At 72.0% G+C, this 16,950-nt stretch carries 13 protein-coding genes; 8 read left to right on the forward strand and 5 right to left on the reverse strand.

The window, feature by feature from the left end:
- The first annotated feature begins 12 nt into the window (after positions 1-12).
- From IAG44_RS27805 to IAG44_RS27815, 3 genes are read left to right on the forward strand one after another with little or no spacing between them, the layout of a single operon-like run.
- The gene (locus tag IAG44_RS27805) at positions 13-1,533 is read left to right on the forward strand and encodes an amino acid adenylation domain-containing protein (RefSeq protein ID WP_187749809.1); all 1,521 of its coding nucleotides are present in this window, start codon (positions 13-15) and stop codon (positions 1,531-1,533) included.
- A complete protein-coding gene (locus IAG44_RS27810; RefSeq protein ID WP_187749810.1) occupies positions 1,530-2,777 on the forward strand; it encodes a ferredoxin reductase domain-containing protein in 1,248 nt (415 codons plus the stop codon). The genes IAG44_RS27805 and IAG44_RS27810 overlap by 4 nt, the downstream gene beginning before the upstream one ends.
- Positions 2,778-2,791: 14 nt before the next feature.
- Positions 2,792-3,559, forward strand: a complete 768-nt coding sequence (locus IAG44_RS27815) for an enoyl-CoA hydratase-related protein (RefSeq protein WP_187749811.1) — start codon at positions 2,792-2,794, stop codon at positions 3,557-3,559.
- Here the strand turns inward: IAG44_RS27815 and IAG44_RS27820 are convergent.
- A complete protein-coding gene (locus IAG44_RS27820) occupies positions 3,546-4,232 on the reverse strand; it encodes a SanA/YdcF family protein (protein ID WP_187749812.1) in 687 nt (228 codons plus the stop codon). The two genes, IAG44_RS27815 and IAG44_RS27820, sit on opposite strands and share 14 nt — an antisense overlap.
- Before the next feature lie 391 nt (positions 4,233-4,623).
- Here IAG44_RS27820 and IAG44_RS27825 point away from each other — a divergent pair, with 391 nt between their 5' ends.
- From IAG44_RS27825 to dnaG, 4 genes are all read left to right on the forward strand, one after another.
- Positions 4,624-5,388 (forward strand): sirohydrochlorin chelatase, encoded by a 765-nt coding sequence (locus IAG44_RS27825; protein ID WP_187749813.1) that lies wholly within the window; start codon positions 4,624-4,626, stop codon positions 5,386-5,388.
- A gap of 115 nt (positions 5,389-5,503) precedes the next feature.
- Complete coding sequence (locus tag IAG44_RS27830; RefSeq protein WP_187749814.1) at positions 5,504-6,850, forward strand: deoxyguanosinetriphosphate triphosphohydrolase; 1,347 nt, start codon at positions 5,504-5,506, stop codon at positions 6,848-6,850.
- Between the two features lie 88 nt (positions 6,851-6,938).
- Positions 6,939-8,195 carry an NAD(P)/FAD-dependent oxidoreductase gene (locus IAG44_RS27835; RefSeq protein WP_187749815.1) on the forward strand — a complete coding sequence of 419 codons (1,257 nt, stop codon included), beginning with the start codon at positions 6,939-6,941 and terminating at the stop codon, positions 8,193-8,195.
- 60 nt (positions 8,196-8,255) lie between these two features.
- Complete coding sequence (gene dnaG / locus IAG44_RS27840) at positions 8,256-10,151, forward strand: DNA primase (protein ID WP_187749816.1); 1,896 nt, start codon at positions 8,256-8,258, stop codon at positions 10,149-10,151.
- On the opposite strand, the gene IAG44_RS27845 is transcribed toward dnaG, so the two are convergent.
- Together IAG44_RS27845 and IAG44_RS27850 are read right to left on the reverse strand one after the other, a co-directional pair.
- A complete protein-coding gene (locus tag IAG44_RS27845; protein WP_425508473.1) occupies positions 10,122-11,114 on the reverse strand; it encodes a nucleotidyl transferase AbiEii/AbiGii toxin family protein in 993 nt (330 codons plus the stop codon). The two genes, dnaG and IAG44_RS27845, sit on opposite strands and share 30 nt — an antisense overlap.
- Entirely contained in the window at positions 11,102-11,674 is a 573-nt protein-coding gene (locus IAG44_RS27850; protein WP_187749817.1) for a hypothetical protein, read from the reverse strand. The genes IAG44_RS27845 and IAG44_RS27850 overlap by 13 nt, the downstream gene beginning before the upstream one ends.
- A 137-nt stretch (positions 11,675-11,811) precedes the next feature.
- Between IAG44_RS27850 and IAG44_RS27855 the strand changes: the two genes are divergently transcribed.
- Complete coding sequence (locus IAG44_RS27855; RefSeq protein ID WP_187749818.1) at positions 11,812-13,077, forward strand: RNA polymerase sigma factor; 1,266 nt, start codon at positions 11,812-11,814, stop codon at positions 13,075-13,077.
- A 39-nt stretch (positions 13,078-13,116) separates the two neighbouring features.
- Here IAG44_RS27855 and IAG44_RS27860 read toward each other — a convergent pair whose 3' ends face one another.
- The gene (locus IAG44_RS27860) at positions 13,117-15,045 is read right to left on the reverse strand and encodes an ABC transporter ATP-binding protein (RefSeq protein ID WP_187749819.1); all 1,929 of its coding nucleotides are present in this window, start codon (positions 15,043-15,045) and stop codon (positions 13,117-13,119) included.
- Positions 15,045-16,778 (reverse strand): ABC transporter ATP-binding protein, encoded by a 1,734-nt coding sequence (locus tag IAG44_RS27865; protein ID WP_187749820.1) that lies wholly within the window; start codon positions 16,776-16,778, stop codon positions 15,045-15,047. The genes IAG44_RS27860 and IAG44_RS27865 overlap by 1 nt, the downstream gene beginning before the upstream one ends.
- Positions 16,779-16,950 lie beyond the last annotated feature (172 nt).

A 16,950-nucleotide genomic window follows, 5' to 3' on the forward strand; every position in this document is an offset into this window, starting at 1 on the left:
GGTCCCCCGACCATGCCTCTGCGCCATCTCACCCCACATGACCAGCGGCTCTTCCTCCTCTACGGCACCGGCCCCGCCGCCTTCGTGCCGGACCCGCTGATCCACCGGGCCGTCGCCCGACAGGCGGCCACCACCCCGCACGCCATCGCCGCCGAACACCGCGGCACGACCCTCACCTACGCCCAACTCGACGCCAAGGCCGACGCGTTGGCCGCACACCTGCACCGATCCGGCGTCCGCCCCGGCGACCACGTCGGCCTCTTCGTGCGCCGCTCCCTGCCGATGCTCGTCGGCCTGCTCGGCATCCTCAAGTCCGGTGCCGCGTACGTCCCCCAGGACGTCGGCCTCGCGCCGCCCGCCCAACTCGCCCACGTCATCCGCACCGCACGCACCCGCGTCGTCCTCACCCTCGGCGAGTACGCCCACCGCGTCCCGCTCCCGCCGGGGCACCAACTCGTCGACCTGGACGAGCCGTTGCCGCCCGACCGGGCCCAACTCCCCGTCCCGAGGCCGGACGACGGCTGCTACGTCCTGTTCACCTCGGGCACCACCGGACACCCCAACGGCGTGAAGGTCACCCACCGCAACGTCGCCAACATCCTGCTCACCGCACCCGGTTCGCTCGGCATCGGACCCGGCGACCGGGTCGCCCAACTCCTCAACATCGCCTTCGACATGGCGGCCTGGGAAATCCTCGGCTGCCTCGCGCACGGCGCCACCCTGGTCGTCCGCGACCGGGACATCACGGCCGCCGCCCGCACGGCGACCGTCCTCATCGCCACCCCGACGGTCCTGTCCGGCATCGACCCGGCCGCCTGCCCCCGCGTCCGCACGGTCGCCGTCGCCGGCGAACCCTGCCCGCGCCCGCTCGCCGACACCTGGGCGCACCGGGCCGCGTTCTTCAACTGCTGCGGCCCCACCGAGACGACGATCGTCAACACCATGTCCCGCCACGACCCGAGGAACCCCCTCCTGACGATCGGCCGCCCCACCCCCAACAACACGGTGTACGTCCTGGACGCCGACCGCCGCCCCCTGCCGATCGGTGAGACCGGTGAGATGTGGGCCGGCGGGGACTGCGTCTCGGCGGGCTACCTCGCCAACGACCGTCTGAACGCCGAGCGTTACGCCCCCGATCCGTTCCTCGGTGGCGGCCGGCGCATGTTCCGCACCCGCGACCTCGGCCGCTGGACCCCGGACGGCCGCCTCGAACACCTCGGCCGCACCGACGACCAGGTCAAGGTACGCGGCTTCCGCGTCGAACTCGACTCCGTCTCCTCGGTGTTGGAGCGGGTGCCGGGCGTCGTGCGCGCCGCCACCCTCAAGCGCGACGACCGCTCGCTCGTCTCCTTCGTCTGCCCGGCGGACGTCGACCCCGACACGGCCCGCCGCGCGGTCGCCGACGCGCTGCCCTACTACTGCGTGCCCGATGATGTCATGCCCCTGACATCACTGCCGGAGACCGACCGGGGCAAGATCGACAAACAGGCACTCCTCCAACTCGCCCTGGACCGACCGGCGGTGGCCCGATGACGACGGAGCTGAACCGCACCGGCACCCCGCTCCCACCCCTCACCTCCCTGCCGCGCCGCCTGCTGAAGCACCCCCGGCTGATGCACTACAACCGGCTCGCGGCGACGGTGTTCCTGGTGAACGCGGTCTGCCTGTACGCGAGTTGGCCCGTGACCGAGCAGGGCATGGCGCACGCGGTCCTCACGAACCTCGCGCTGGCGATCCTCGTCCGCCAGCAGTACGTCATCAACTTCCTCTTCCGGGTGGCGACTTCAGCCCCGGTCAGTTGGCCGCTGCGGGTCCGCTGGACGCTGGGCAAGGTCTACCACTTCGGCGGACTGCACGTGGGCGGGGCGCTCGCGGGCACGGCGTGGTTCGCCGCGCTGACGCTCACGACGTCCAACGAGGCTGTGATGGCGGTGAGTTGGGTGCTGCTCGCGCTGCTGCTGGTCATCGTCGCGACCGCGCTGCCGCCCTTCCGGGCCCGGCATCACGACCACTTCGAGAAGATCCACCGCTTCGGCGGCTGGAGCGCGCTGGCCCTCTTCTGGACGCACACGCTCCTGACGGCCACGGGCCCCGTCGAACCCGCGGTCCTCGCGGTCGTCACGTTCAGCGTCGCGCTGCCCTGGCTGCGGCTGCGCAAGGTGGACGTCCGGGTCGAACGGCCGTCCCCGCACGTGGTGTTGGCCCGCTTCGACTACGGCGAGACCCCGTTCGCCGGGTCCTCCACGGCCGTCAGCCGCAGCCCGCTCAAGGAGTGGCACTCCTTCGCGAACGTGCCGTCGCCGGGGGAGCGGGGCTTCCGGCTCACGATCTCGCGGGCCGGTGACTGGACGGGGAAGTTCATCGACGACCGGCCGGCCAAGGTGTGGGTGAAGGGCATCACCACCGCCGGGGTCGCCAACATCGAGGTGCTGTTCCGGAAGGTCGTCTACGTCGCCACCGGCAGCGGCATCGGGCCCTGCCTGCCGCACCTGCTCGCCGCCGAGGTGCCCTCGCGCCTCGTCTGGGCCACCCGCGATCCGCGCGTCACCTACGGCGACACCCTCGTCGACGAGATCCTCGCCGTGCAGCCCGACGCGGTCGTCTGGGACACGTCCCGCCGCGGCAAGCCCGACATGGTCGAACTCGCCCACGCCGCGTACCGGGACTTCGGGGCGGAGGCGGTCATCTGCATCTCCAACAAGAAGCTCACCTGGCAGGTCGTCCACGGGCTCGAACGGCGCGGGATACCGGCGTACGGCGCTATCTGGGACTCCTAGAAAGGGAACTGACGATGCGTCATCTCAAAGTCGAGCGGTACGACGCCGTCGTGCTCGTCCGGCTGCACCGGCCGCAGGTCCTCAACGCGCTCAGCGCCGACCTGCTCGCCGAACTCCTCGACACCGTACGGCCGTTGGACGACGACCCGGAGGTCGGCTGCGTCGTCCTCACCGGCTCCGAGCGGGCGTTCGCCGCGGGCGCCGACATCCGGGAGATGGCCGGGAAGAGCGCCGCCGAGATGCTGGCCGAGGACTACTTCGGGGCGTGGGAGGAGTTCGCCGACCTCCGCGTCCCGAAGGTCGCCGCCGTCAACGGGGTTGCCCTGGGCGGAGGGTGTGAACTCGCCATGATGTGCGACCTCGTGATCGCGGGCCAGTCGGCGCGGTTCGGGCAGCCCGAGGTCAAGCTGGGGGTGATCCCGGGGATCGGCGGCACCCAGCGGCTGACCCGGCTGGTCGGCCGCGCCAAGGCGATGGACCTGATCCTCACCGGCCGCACCATGGACGCCGACGAGGCCCTGACCGCCGGGCTCGTCTCCCGCGTCGTCCCCGACGACCGCGTCCTGCCCGAGGCGCTGGCGGCGGCGGCCACCGTCGCCTCCCACGGCCGTCTCGCCGTCCGGGCCGCGCGCGACTGCGTCGACCGGGCGCTGGAGACGGGGCTGCGCGACGGCGTCCGCTACGAACGCCGCGCGTTCCACGGCCTGTTCGCCACGCGGGACCAGCGGGAGGGGATGACGGCGTTTCTGGAGAAACGCGCGCCGCGCTTCACCGGCCGCTAGCGAGCGCCTGCCCGATCCCCGGTTCCCTCGGGCCCAGGAACCGGGGGTCCGGGTCGAGGAGGACGTCCATCGCCGCCTTGCCCGCCGCGAACACCTCGCGGGCGCCGCCGTACAGCCACGTCGCGTCGCGCTTCTCGGCCACGCCGACGCCGTACGAGTCGATCCCCGCGGCCTCGCACAGGGCGACGGCCCTGCGGATGTGGAACCCCTGGCTGATCAGGACCGCGCGGTCCACGCCGAAGATCTTCTTGGCGCGCACGCACGAGTCCCACGTGTCGAACCCCGCGAAATCGCTCACCACGCGCTCGTCCGGCACACCGTGCCGCGTCAGGTACGTCCGCATCGCGTCCGGCTCGTCGTAGTCCTCCCGGCTGTTGTCCCCGGTCACCAGGACGACCTTGACGCGGCCCTCCCGGTACAGATCCACCGCCGCGTTCAGCCGCCCCCGCAGGTACGGCGACGGCTCGTCGTTCCACAATCCCGCCCCGAAGACGACGGCGACGTCCCTGCGCGGCGCGTCAGCCGTCGTCCCGAACCGCCCGGACGTCGACACGAACAGCCACGTCGACGGCAGCAGCGCCAGCACGCACAGCGCCATCACCCCCTGCACGAGCCGCCGCTGACCGGCGCGCGTACGCGGCAGACGCGGCCTCCACACCATCGGCTTCCCCATGAACACCCCTCCCCGGACACCTTCCACCAGGCAAGACGCGCTCTGACCGGGTTTGGTTCAGCGCGCCGACGCTGCGCGACCGGTGCCGCCGGGTGGTCCCTGCCGGACGGGGCGGGCGGGGCGTGGCGGCGTGGTGAGGCCGCCGGTCCCGGTGGTTCCTGTCGGACGGGACGGCCGGGCTGGAGCGGCGTGGCGAGGCCGTCACCGACCCCGGTGGTTCCTGTCGGACGGGGCGGGCGGGGCGTGGCGGCGTAGCGAGGGCCCCGCCGACCCCGGTGGTCCGGCGGGGCCGGTGTCCCTCACACCCCGGCCCCGCGCGCCGTGAACCCCCGGAAAACACCCGTGACGGTCGCGCAACCGGTCCGCAACGCCCCTGCGCGAGGATCGGGGCATGTCCAGCCAGCTCAGCTTCGTCGCCCGGAGGCGCACCGCCTCGCCCGCTCTGGTGGTCGTCGCGCACGGCAGCCGTGACCCGCGTGCGCTGCGGACCGTCGGCGCGCTCCTGGAGCGCGTGCGCGCGCTCCGCCCCGGGCTGCCGGTCCACCTCGGGCACATCGAGCTGAACGAACCGCTGCTGACGGACACGCTCGCGGGTCTGGAGGGCGAGGACGTGGTGCTGGTCCCGCTCCTGCTGGGCCGCGGGTACCACATCAAGCGGGACATCCCGGAGATGGCGGCGGCGACGCACCCCCACGCGCGCGTGGCGGGCGCGCTCGGCCCGCACCCCCTCTTGGTCGACACCCTGGTGTCCCGCCTGGACGAGGCCGGCTGGCCCTCGCGGGCGACGGACGCCGAACGCCGCGAAACAGCGGTCGTCCTCGCGGCAGCCGGCTCCCGCGACCCCGACAACGCGGCCGACACCAACCGCACCGCCCACCTCCTCTCGGCCCGCCTCGGCGTCCCGGTCGTCCCGGCCTACGCCTCCACCGCCGAACCGGCCGTCCCGCGCGCGATAACCGACCTCACCGCACGCGGGTACACCCGCATAGCCGTCGCCTCCTACTTCACCGCCCCCGGCCGCTTCGCCACCGAATCCGCCCAAGCCGCCCCCTGGCTCGTCTCCGCCCCCCTCGGCACCCACGACGCCATGGCCCGCCTCCTCCTCCACCGCTACGACGAGAACACAGCGGCGAACGGCAACAGCAACGCGGCATGACCTTGGGGTCGGAAGCGGAACCCCGGCCGGATCCCCCGACACCGGACGCCACCGGCGCGGGGTGAGCGCGGAGGGGTGCGGGCGAATTGTCAGTGGGTGCCCTTACTGTCGAAGCATGGAAGGCACCGACCCGAACCCCGACCCCGGCAGCAGCCACGCCCCGACCACCGACGCCGACTACCACCGCCCCGCCGACGACCCCGCGCACACCCCCTACGCCGGCCCCGCCACGGACCGCTGGGCCCCCGAGCCCGACAAGCGCCCGGGTCGGACCGCCTTCCAGCGTGACCGTGCCCGGCTGCTGCACTCCTCCGCGTTGCGGAGGCTCGCGGGGAAGACGCAGGTGGTGACGCCGGGTACGCAGGGCCCGGTGTGGGACGCGAGTCCGCGGACGCGGCTGACGCACTCGTTGGAGTGCGCGCAGGTCGGCAGGGAGCTGGGCGCGGCGCTGGGCTGCGACCCGGACCTGGTGGAGGCGGCCTGCCTGGCGCACGACCTGGGCCACCCGCCCTTCGGGCACAACGGCGAACAGGCGCTGAACGACTTCGCGAAGGACTGCGGCGGCTTCGAGGGCAACGCCCAGTCGCTGCGCCTGCTCACCCGCATCGAACCCAAGCGCTTCACCCCGGAGGGCTCGGTCGGCCTGAACCTCACGCGCGCGACGCTCGACGCGGCGACCAAGTACCCGTGGCCCAGAGGCGCCCACCCCACGGACCCGGCCTCGCCGAAGTTCGGCGTGTACGACGACGACCGCCCGGTCTTCGACTGGATCCGCAAGGAGTCCCCCGGCACCCGCGCGTGCTTCGAGGCCCAGATCATGGACTGGTCGGACGACGTGGCCTATTCGGTCCACGACGTGGAGGACGGCCTGCACGCGGGCCACATCGACCCGGCGTGCCTGTACGCGCGCGAGGAGCGCGAGGAGATCTTCCGCGTGGCGGTGGGCCGTTACGTCCCCGCGGACACGGATCCGGCCGAACTCGCCGCCGCCCTCGACCGCCTCCTCGCCGAGGAGTGGTGGCCGCACGGCTACGACGGCACGGCGGTCGCGCAGGCCCGCCTCAAGGACGCCACCAGCCAGCTCATCGGCCGCTTCTGCCTCGCAGCCGAGGGCGCCACCCGCGCCCGCTACGGGAGCGGGCGCCTCACGCGCTACGGCGCCGAACTCGTCGTCCCTCGCGAGATCCGCCTGGAGTGCGCCGTCCTCAAGGCCGTCGCCGACCGGTACGTCATGCAGCGCGCCGAACAGGAGCGCCTGCGCGCCGACCAGCGCATCGTGATCACGGAACTCGCCGAAGCGCTCACCGCGCGGGCGCCCTACGGACTCGACCCCCAGTTCCACGCGCTGTTCGTCAAGGCGCCGGACGACCGCTCCCGCGAACGGGTGATCGTCGACCAGATCGCCTCCCTCACCGACGCGTCCGCGAGGGCCCTGCACATACGGCTGAGAGGCCGCACCTGAGATCGCCCCGCAGGGGCACTACCCCTTCCCCCCGACCGTCGCGTGCGGGACGCTCGCACGTGACGGCACCCTTACGAGGAGGCATCAAGTGGTCGACGCGGATCAGACGTTCGTCATCGTCGGAGGCGGCCTGGCCGGCGCCAAAGCTGCCGAGGCGCTGCGGGCGGAGGGCTTCACCGGGCGCGTGATACTGATCTGCGACGAACGCGACCACCCCTACGAGCGCCCGCCCCTGTCGAAGGGCTTCCTGCTCGGCAAGGAGGAGCGCGACAGCGTCTTCGTCCACGAACCGGCCTGGTACGCGCGCAACGACATCGAACTGCACCTCGGCCAGACGGTCACCGCGATCGACCGCGCCGCGAAGACGGTCCGCCTGGGCGACGGCACGATCGTCGCGTACGACAAGCTGCTCCTGGCCACCGGCGCCGAACCGCACCGCCTCGACATCCCCGGCACCGGCCTCGCGGGCGTCCACCACCTGCGCCGCCTCGCCCACGCCGAACGCCTCAAGGGCGTCCTCGCCGCCCTGGGCCGCGACAACGGTCACCTGGTCATCGCCGGCGCCGGCTGGATCGGCCTGGAGGTCGCCGCGGCGGCCCGCACGTACGGCGCCGAGGTCACCGTCGTCGAACCCGCCCCGACGCCCCTGCACGGCGTCCTGGGCCCCGAACTGGGCCAGCTCTTCGCCGACCTGCACGCCGAGCACGGCGTCCGCTTCCACTTCGGCGCCCGGCTCACCGAGATCGTCGGCCAGGACGGCATGGTCCTCGCCGTGCGCACCGACGACGGCGAGGAGCACCCCGCGCACGACGTCCTCGCCGCGATCGGTGCGGCCCCGCGCACGGCCCTCGCCGAGGCCGCGGGGCTCGCCCTCGTCGACCGCGCGGACGGCGGCGGCATCGCGGTCGACGCGAGCCTGCGCACGTCCGACCCGGCCATCCACGCCGCCGGGGACGTCGCCTCGTTCCCGTTCTCCGACTCCCGGCTGCGCGTCGAGCACTGGGCCAACGCCCTCAACAGCGGCCCCGCCGCCGCGCGCGCGATGCTCGGCAAGGAGGTCACCTACGACCGGGTGCCCTACTTCTTCTCCGACCAGTACGACCTGGGAATGGAGTACAGCGGGTGGGCGCCGCCCGGCTCGTACGACCAGGTGGTGATCCGGGGGGACGCCGGGAAGCGGGAGTTCATCGCGTTCTGGCTGGCCGAGGGCCGGGTCCTGGCCGGCATGAACGTGAATGTGTGGGACGTCACAGAACAGATCCAGCGGCTGATCAGGAGCGGCGCCCAGGTGGACCCCGACGCCCTCGCGGACCCGAGCGTCGGCCTGGACACCCTCGGTATGTGAGTACAGGGGTACTGAAGGCACTGACGTTCAGTACCTTCAGTACCCCCGTAGAATTCCTGCGTGGCAGGACGGATCAACGACGAGGACGTGAAGGCGGTACGGGACGCGGTCCCGATCGACGCCGTGGTCTCCGAGTACCTGCAACTGCGCAACGCGGGCGGCGGCAACCTCAAGGGCCTGTGCCCCTTCCACGACGAGAAGTCCCCGTCGTTCCAGGTCAGCCCCAGCAAGGGCCTCTTCCACTGCTTCGGCTGCCAGGAGGGCGGCGACACCATCACGTTCGTGATGAAGGTCGACCACCTCACGTTCTCCGAGTCGGTCGAACGCCTCGCCGCGCGCGCGGGCATCACCCTCAGGTACGAGGAGGGCGGCTACAACCCCTCCCACCAGCGCGGCGAGCGCATCCGCCTGGTCGAGGCCCACAAGGTCGCCGCCGAGTGGTACGCGGAGCAGCTGGCCATCAGCCCCGAGGCCGACACCGGCCGGATCTTCCTCGCCGAGCGCGGCTTCGACCAGGCCGCCGCCGTCCACTTCGGCGTCGGCTACAGCCCCCAGGGCTGGGACCACCTCACGCGCTTCCTGCGCGGCAAGGGCTTCAGCGACAAGGAACTCCTCCTGTCCGGCCTCGCCCAGGAGGGCCGCCGGGGCCCCATCGACCGCTTCCGGGGCCGCCTGATGTGGCCCATCCGCGACATCGGCGGGGACGTCGTCGGCTTCGGCGCCCGCAAGCTGTACGAGGCCGACAACGGCCCCAAGTACCTGAACACGCCCGACACCGCGATCTACAAGAAGTCCCAGGTCCTGTACGGCATCGACCTCGCCAAGCAGCAGATCGCCAAGTCCAGCCGCGCGGTCGTCGTCGAGGGCTACACCGACGTCATGGCCTGCCACCTCGCGGGCGTCACGACCGCCATCGCGACCTGCGGCACGGCCTTCGGCGGCGAGCACATCAAGATCCTGCGCCGCCTCCTCATGGACAACGGCAGCGCGCGCGTGATCTTCACCTTCGACGGCGACGCGGCGGGCCAGAAGGCCGCCCTGCGCGCCTTCGAGGACGACCAGAAGTTCGCCGCCGAGACGTACATCGCCGTCGCCCCCGACGGCATGGACCCCTGCGAACTGCGCCTCGCCAAGGGCGACGAGGCGGTCGCCGACCTGGTCGAACCCCGCACGCCGCTCTTCGAGTTCGCGCTGCGCCAGATCGTCTCCCGCTACGACCTCGACACCCCGGGCGGCCGCGCCGCCGCGCTCGACGAGGCCACCCCGGTCGTCGCGAAGATCAAGGAACGCAGCGTCCGGCGCGAGGTCGCCGTCCAACTGGCCGGGCTCGTCGGCATCCTGGACCAGGAGTTCGTCGTCGACCGCGTCGGCTACCTGGTGCGCCGAGGCGGCGGGAACGGCGCCCCCGAGCGCGCCCGCAAGCGCCTCGCCGAACTCGACGACACCCCTCGCCCCGTCGTCAGGGGCCCCGCCCTCCAACTGCGCAACCCCGTCTACGCCACCGAGCGCGAACTCCTCAAACTCGCCCTCCAGCGCCCCGATCTGGTCTCCCCGGCCTTCGACGCGTACGGGGTGGACGAGTTCACCTGCGCCCCCTACGCGGCCGTCCGCCAGGCCATCCTCGACGCGGGCGGCGCCGAGTACGGCATCGAGGACCCGCAGGACTACCTGATGTGCGTACGCGAGGTCGCCCCGGACGACACCGTGCGCGCGATGGTCACCGAGCTGGCCGTCGAGGCGATCATGCGCCGCACCGTGGACGACGTCTACGCGGGCGCGCAGCTCGTCACCGTCCGCCGCCGCGCCGTCGAGCGCCGCATCCGCGACATCCAGTCCCAGCTGACCCGCCTCGCCACCGCCGGCGACCCCGCGCAACTGGCCGCCGTCCAGAACGAGTTGTGGGTCCTCCAGGAGTACGACCGGGCACTACAGGCGCACGGCGTCGCCGCCCTCTGAGCCCGTGGCGAAGGTCGGCGCCACCGCCCGCAGCAGGCGCCCCACGAACTCCTCCCGCGCGTCGGCGAACCGCGGGAACTCGACGACGAAGTGCCGCCACTCCACGTACCTCAGGGCCTCCACGACGTCCTCGTACAGGACGACCTTCCGGTGGTACTCCGGCCACTCGCCCCCCGCCTCGAACACCGCGTGCAGCAACGCGTACGGCAGCGGATGCCGCTCGGCGAGCAGGACGGCGTCGTACAGGTCCTTGCCCTGGGAGTACGTGTCGAGGGTCAGCCAGAGCATCTTCCACGCCAGCGACAACGCGGGCGTGGCCCCCGACAGCACGGCCCCGCCCGGGAGTTCGACCGGCTCCGGCTCCTGCGGCAGGCGCTCGCCGAAGACGAAGTCCAGCTGGACGTGCCCGCCGGGCAGCCCGGGAGCCGTCCACGGCAGGACCAGCCGCCGCCCCGGCACCCGCTCGTACGTCCAGATGTCCTCCGCGACCGCGCCCGCCGCGTCGAAGCCCTGTGCGGCCTCCTCGGCGGCTTTCGTGATGCCGTCGAGCATCCGGGTCGTCCGGGGGTCGTCGAGGCCCCAGGAGTGCGGTACGACGACGAAATCGAGGTCCCCGGGCTCACGCGCCGCGTCCCCGAACCAGGCCGTCATCAGCATGCTGCCGCGCAGGACGAGGCAGCCGGCCCACTCCGACCCGGCGATCGCGCGCAGGACCGTCTCCAGGGCCCGGCGCCGGGCCGCCCGCCACGCCTCGGCACGCTCCGGATCCGCGAAGGCGGGATCGGTCGCCCGGAAGGCGTTGCGGTGCTGCTTCATCGACGGATCGAAGACCAGCTTCTGCGTGAGGCCGTCACCGGGGACGGTCCGCAGGGTGCGCGGCAGATCACCGGCCCGCAGCGTCCCGTCGTCCAGCTCGCCGCGCGGCGAATCGGCCCCGGACTCCCACGCGTTCACGCGATCCACCCCTCGTCCACCGACTCGTCGCTGTCGTCCAGCACGAACTCCCGCTCCACGGACAGCACAGGCCACCCCTCCAGCGCCCGCAACAGCTTTTCCAGCGCCGCCCGAGCGCCCGCCGCGTCCACGCCCCGGCACCGCTGCGTCACGAACCGCTCGCCCTCCCGGCGCGCGTTGCGCGACAGGTGCGCCCCGAACGGCGCGACCAGAGCGGCGAGTTCACCGAGACCGGCGTCCCCGTCGACCCGCAGCTTCACGTGGTGCTCGAAGTAACGCCCGTCCCCGCACGGCCCGTCCGGCACCTCCGGGGCCCACGGCGCCGACTCGACCTTCACGCGCACGGGCGCGAACCCCGCCGCCCGCAGCCCGGCGGTCACCTCCCGCGCGCGGGCCCGCGCCGCGTCGTACGAGCCGGCGTCCAGCGTCAGCATCGGCTGGACCGGCATCCGGCCCCGCGCCAGTTCGATCACCGTGAGCTTCAGCCCCGCGCCGGACGCCCACGCGCGCAGGCGCGCCACGTCGGGATCGTCGACGGTGACGTGGATTTCGTACAGGGATTCGGACACCGCGCGATTCTCGCAGGCCGTCCCGCCCCACCCGTCACCCCGACCCACGCCGGTCACCGCCCGGTCACACCCCGGACTCAAAAAGTCACCGCACGCCCCTCGTGGCGACGATGTGTCGTACCCCACACTGGGGTGCGGTGCCTGAGTACTCGGAGCGCGGCCGATCCGTCCCCCACGGAGCCCTCACCCCCACGCCGACGCTCACCGCGTACGGGACGGACAGCGGCGCGGCCGTCCACTCCGCCCCCGAAGTACCGCTGCCGTACCCCCTGGCAGCGATCACCCTGGAGGTCGCCCCCGTGCAGACCCAGACGCTCACCCAGACCGACGCCGGTACCGGAGCGGAGCCCGACGCCGAGCCCGACGCGCTGGCCGCGGTGCCGGTGCAGGGCCCCGCCGCGCGCCACCCCGAGGCGGGCCCCCCGGCCGACGCGCTCGACGAACCCCCCGAGCCGCCGGAGCCCGCCCCCGCGCGCGCCGCCGACACCGGCGGGCCCTCCTCCGACCTGTTCCGGCAGTACCTGCGCGAGATCGGCCGCATCCCGCTGCTCACCGCGGCGGAGGAGGTCGAACTCGCCCGCCGCGTCGAGGCCGGGCTGTTCGCCGAGGAGAAACTGCTCAACACCCCCGACCTCGACAGCCAGTTGGCCCTGGACCTCGACCGGCTCGTGGTCATGGGACGGATGGCCAAACGACGGCTCATCGAGGCGAACCTGCGGCTCGTCGTCTCCGTCGCGAAACGGTACGTCGGCCGCGGCCTGACCATGCTCGACCTCGTCCAGGAGGGCAACCTCGGCCTCATCCGCGCCGTCGAGAAGTTCGACTACGCGCGCGGGTACAAGTTCTCGACGTACGCGACCTGGTGGATCCGCCAGGCGATGTCCCGGGCCCTCGCCGACCAGGCCCGGACCATCCGCGTCCCCGTCCACGTCGTCGAACTCATCAACCGCGTCGTCCGGGTCCAGCGCCGCATGCTCCAGGAGCGCGGCTACGAACCCACGCCCGAGGAGGTCGCCGCCCAGCTCGACCTCGCCCCCGAGCGCGTCGGCGAGGTCCTGCGCCTCGCCCAGGAGCCGGTCTCCCTCCACGCACCCGTGGGCGAGGAGGACGACGTGGCCCTGGGCGACCTCATCGAGGACGGCGACGCGGCGAGCCCCGTGGAGTCCGCCGCGTTCCTCCTCCTGCGCGAGCACCTGGAGGCCGTCCTGTCCACCCTCGGCGAACGCGAACGCAAGGTCGTCCAGCTCCGCTACGGCCTCGCCGACGGCCGCCCGCGCACGCTGGAGGAGATCGGCCGCATCTTCGGCGTCACCCGCGAACGGATCCGCCAGATCGAGTCCAAGACCCTCAACAAACTCAGGGACCACGCGTTCGCGGACCAGTTGAGGGGCTACCTGGACTGACGGGGGCGCGCCCGCGCCCCCGGCCAACCCCCGTCCGGCTCAGTCCACTTCGGCCACCGCCTCCGCGAACTGCGCCTTGTAGAGCCGCGCGTACGCCCCGCCCGCCGCCAACAGATCGACGTGCGAGCCCTGTTCGACGATCGACCCGCTCTCCATCACGAGGATCGTGTCCGCGTCCCGGATCGTCGACAGCCGGTGCGCGATCACGAACGACGTCCGCCCGTGGGCGAGTTTGGCCATCGCCTTCTGGATCAGCACCTCGGTACGCGTGTCGACGGACGACGTCGCCTCGTCGAGCACCAGGATCACCGGGTCGGACAGGAACGCCCGCGCGATGGTGATGAGCTGCTTCTCACCGGCGCTGACCCCGCTGCCCTCGTCGTCGATGACGGTGTCGTACCCGTCGGGCAGCGTACGGACGAACCGGTCGGCGTGCGCCGCGCGCGCCGCCTCCTCGATCTCCCCGCGGGTGACGTCCCGCGCCGCCCCGTACGCGATGTTCTCCGCGATCGTCCCCCCGAACAGCCAGGTGTCCTGGAGCACCATCCCGATCCCGGCGCGCAGTTCGTCACGCGACATGCGCGCGATGTCGACGCCGTCGAGGGTGATGCGCCCGCCGGAGACGTCGTAGAACCGCATGAGCAGGTTGACGAGGGTGGTCTTCCCGGCGCCCGTGGGCCCCACGATGGCGACGGTGTGCCCCGGCTCGACGACCAGGGACAGATCCTCGATCAGCGGCTTGTCGGGGTCGTACCGGAAGGACACGCCCTCCAGCGCGACCCGCCCCCGCAGCTCGGCCGGCCGCTCGGCCGGCACGGCGTCGGCCGACTGCTCCTCCGCGTCGAGGAGTTCGAAGATCCGCTCGGCGGACGCCACCCCCGACTGCACGAGGTTCGCCATGGACGCGACCTGCGTGAGCGGCATGGAGAACTGCCGCGAGTACTGGATGAACGCCTGCACGTCCCCGATGGACAGCGACCCGGACGCCACCCGCAGCCCGCCCACGACCGCCACCAGCACGTAGTTGATGTTCGACACGAACAGCATCAGCGGCTGCATGATCCCGCTGTTGAACTGCGCCTTGAACCCGGCCTCGTACAGCGCGTCGTTCTGCTCGGCGAACTGCTCGGCCGACTCCCGCTGCCGCCCGAACACCTTGACCAGCGTGTGCCCGGTGTACATCTCCTCGATGTGCGCGTTGAGCGTGCCCGTCGTGCGCCACTGCTGCACGAAGTGCGGCTGCGACCGCTTGCCGATCCGCGTCGCGACCAGCGCCGACAGCGGCACCGTCACCAGCGCGACCAGCGCCAGCAGCCAGGACACCCAGAACATCATCGCCAGCACCCCGATGATGGTCAGCACCGAGTTGATGAGCTGCCCCATCGACTGCTGGAGCGTCTGCCCGATGTTGTCGATGTCGTTCGTCGCCCGCGACAACACCTCCCCGCGCTGCCGTTTGTCGAAGTACGACAGTGGAAGGCGCGACAGCTTCGTCTGCACGTCCTCCCGCATCCGGTACACCGTCCGGTTCACGGCCCGGTTGACCAGCCGCGTCGCGAACGCCATCAGCAGCCCCGCGAAGAGGAACACCACCAGGGCGATCCCCAGGACCTCCCCGACGGCCTCGAAGTCGATGCCCTTGCCGGGCGTGAAGTCCGTCGACTTGAGCATGTCCGCGACGGAGCCCTGCCCGCTCGCGCGCATCCCGTCGAGCGCCTGCTCCTTGGACTCGCCCGCCGGCATCTGCCGCCCGACGATCCCCGCGAACACCAGGTCCGTCGCCCGCCCGAGGATCTTCGGCCCGACGACGTTCAGCCCCACGCTGATCACGACGCACGCCAGCAGCGCGTAGATCGTCACCCGCTCGGGCCGGAACTGCGCGACCAGCCGCTTGCCGGACACCTTGAAGTCCAGCGATCTGTTGTCGGGGCCCGCCCCGGCCATCATCCGTCCCGCCGGCCCGGCCATCAGGCAGCCTCCGCTTCCGTGAGCTGGGAGAGCACGATCTCCCGGTACGTCTCGTTGTCCGCCATCAGCTCGTGATGGGTGCCCGTCCCGACGACCCGCCCCTCGTCCAGGACGACGATCCGGTCGGCGTCCCGGATCGTCGACACGCGCTGCGCGACGATCACCACGGTCGCGTCGGCCGTCTCGCGCGCGAGCGCCGACCTGAGGGCGGCGTCCGTCGCGTAGTCCAGGGCCGAGAAGGAGTCGTCGAACAGGTAGATCTCCGGCCGCTGCACGAGCGTCCGCGCGATCGACAGGCGCTGGCGCTGCCCGCCCGAGACGTTCGTCCCGCCCTGCGCGATCGGCGCGTTCAGCCCGCCCTCCAGACGCTCCACGAAGTCACGGGCCTGCGCCACCTCCAGCGCGTGCCACAACTCGTCGTCCGTCGCGTCCGGATTGCCGTACCGGAGGTTCGTCGCGACCGTCCCCGCGAACAGGTACGGCTTCTGCGGGACCAGGCTGACGGCCTTGGCGAGCAGCTCCGGATCGATGTCGGCGACCGGCACGCCGTCCACCAGGACCTCGCCGTCCGTCGCGTCGAACAGCCGGGGCACGAGCCCCAGGAGCGTCGACTTGCCGCTGCCCGTCGAGCCGATCACGGCCGTCGTCTCGCCGGGCAGCGCCACCAGGTCCACCGCCTTCAGCACCGGCTCCTCGGCGCCCGGATACCGGAACCCGGCACCCCGCAGCTCCAGATGCCCGTGCCGGCGCAGCTCCCGCACGGGCGCGAGCGGCGGCACCACGCTGGACGACGTGTCCAGCACCTCCTGGATCCGCTCGGCGCACACCTCCGCGCGCGGGATCATCATGAACATGAACGTGGCCATCATCACGGCCATCACGATCTGCATCAGATACGCCAGGAACGCCGTCAGATCACCGATCTGCATCCCGCCGCTGTCGATGCGGTGGGCCCCGAACCAGACCACCGCGATCGACGACAGGTTCACCACCGTCATCACGATCGGGAACATCAGCGCCAGCAGGTTCCCCGCCTTCACCGACACGTCCGTCAGGTCCGTGTTGGCCTTCCGGAACCGCCCCTCCTCGTACGCGTCGCGCACGAACGCGCGGATCACCCGGTTGCCGGTGATCTGCTCCCGCAGCACCCGGTTGACCGTGTCCAGCCGCTCCTGCATCGACCGGAACAGCGGCCGCAGCCGCACCACGATCAGCGTCACACAGACCCCGAGCAGCGGAACGACGGCCACCAGGACGGCCGACAGCGGCACGTCAAGACCGAGCGCGAGCACGATGCCGCCGACGCACATGATGGGCGCGGAGACCATCAGGGTGAACGTCATCAGCACCAGCATCTGGATCTGCTGCGCGTCGTTCGTCGTCCGCGTGATCAGCGACGGCGCCCCGAAATGGCCCACCTCGCGCGCGGAGAACGACTGCACCCGGTCGAACACCGCCGCGCGCAGGTCCCGCCCGAGCGCCGACGCCGTCCGCGCGCCGTAGTACACGGCACCGATGTTCGTCACGACCTGCGCCAGCGAGATGGCGACCATCAGCGCGCCGTAGGTCAGGATGTAGCCCGTGTCCCCGTTGACGACGCCCTGGTCGATGATGTCGGCGTTCAGGGTGGGCAGGTAGAGGGTCGCGCTGGTCTGCAGCAGCTGCATCAGCACCAGCAGCGCGATGGGTTTTCGGTAGGGCCTGAGATAGGTCCGGAGAAGTCGTATGAGCACGCTACGTCTCTCGGCAGAGGGCGGATGGGGTGGTTCGACGAGGGGGCCTTCTGGTTGCCCCTGGCCCCTATCGTCGGACACTCCACCCGCGTTACCTCAACCGATTAACCCATCAGGTGGCCTTCTTGAGCTGACAGCGCAACCGGGAACTCGGCGGCCGCGCGGCACGTTG

The organism is Streptomyces roseirectus (assembly GCF_014489635.1).
Lineage (GTDB): Bacteria > Actinomycetota > Actinomycetes > Streptomycetales > Streptomycetaceae > Streptomyces > Streptomyces roseirectus.

What these genes read in the sequence shown, in the direction of transcription:
- IAG44_RS27805 (WP_187749809.1), top strand. Translation starts at nt 13, where the DNA reads ATGCCTCTGCGCCATCTCACCCCACATGACCAGCGGCTCTTCCTCCTC.
- IAG44_RS27810 (WP_187749810.1), top strand. Translation starts at nt 1,530, where the DNA reads ATGACGACGGAGCTGAACCGCACCGGCACCCCGCTCCCACCCCTCACC.
- IAG44_RS27815 (WP_187749811.1), top strand. Translation starts at nt 2,792, where the DNA reads ATGCGTCATCTCAAAGTCGAGCGGTACGACGCCGTCGTGCTCGTCCGG.
- IAG44_RS27820 (WP_187749812.1), bottom strand. Translation starts at nt 4,232, where the DNA reads ATGGGGAAGCCGATGGTGTGGAGGCCGCGTCTGCCGCGTACGCGCGCC.
- IAG44_RS27825 (WP_187749813.1), top strand. Translation starts at nt 4,624, where the DNA reads ATGTCCAGCCAGCTCAGCTTCGTCGCCCGGAGGCGCACCGCCTCGCCC.
- IAG44_RS27830 (WP_187749814.1), top strand. Translation starts at nt 5,504, where the DNA reads ATGGAAGGCACCGACCCGAACCCCGACCCCGGCAGCAGCCACGCCCCG.
- IAG44_RS27860 (WP_187749819.1), bottom strand. Translation starts at nt 15,045, where the DNA reads ATGGCCGGGCCGGCGGGACGGATGATGGCCGGGGCGGGCCCCGACAAC.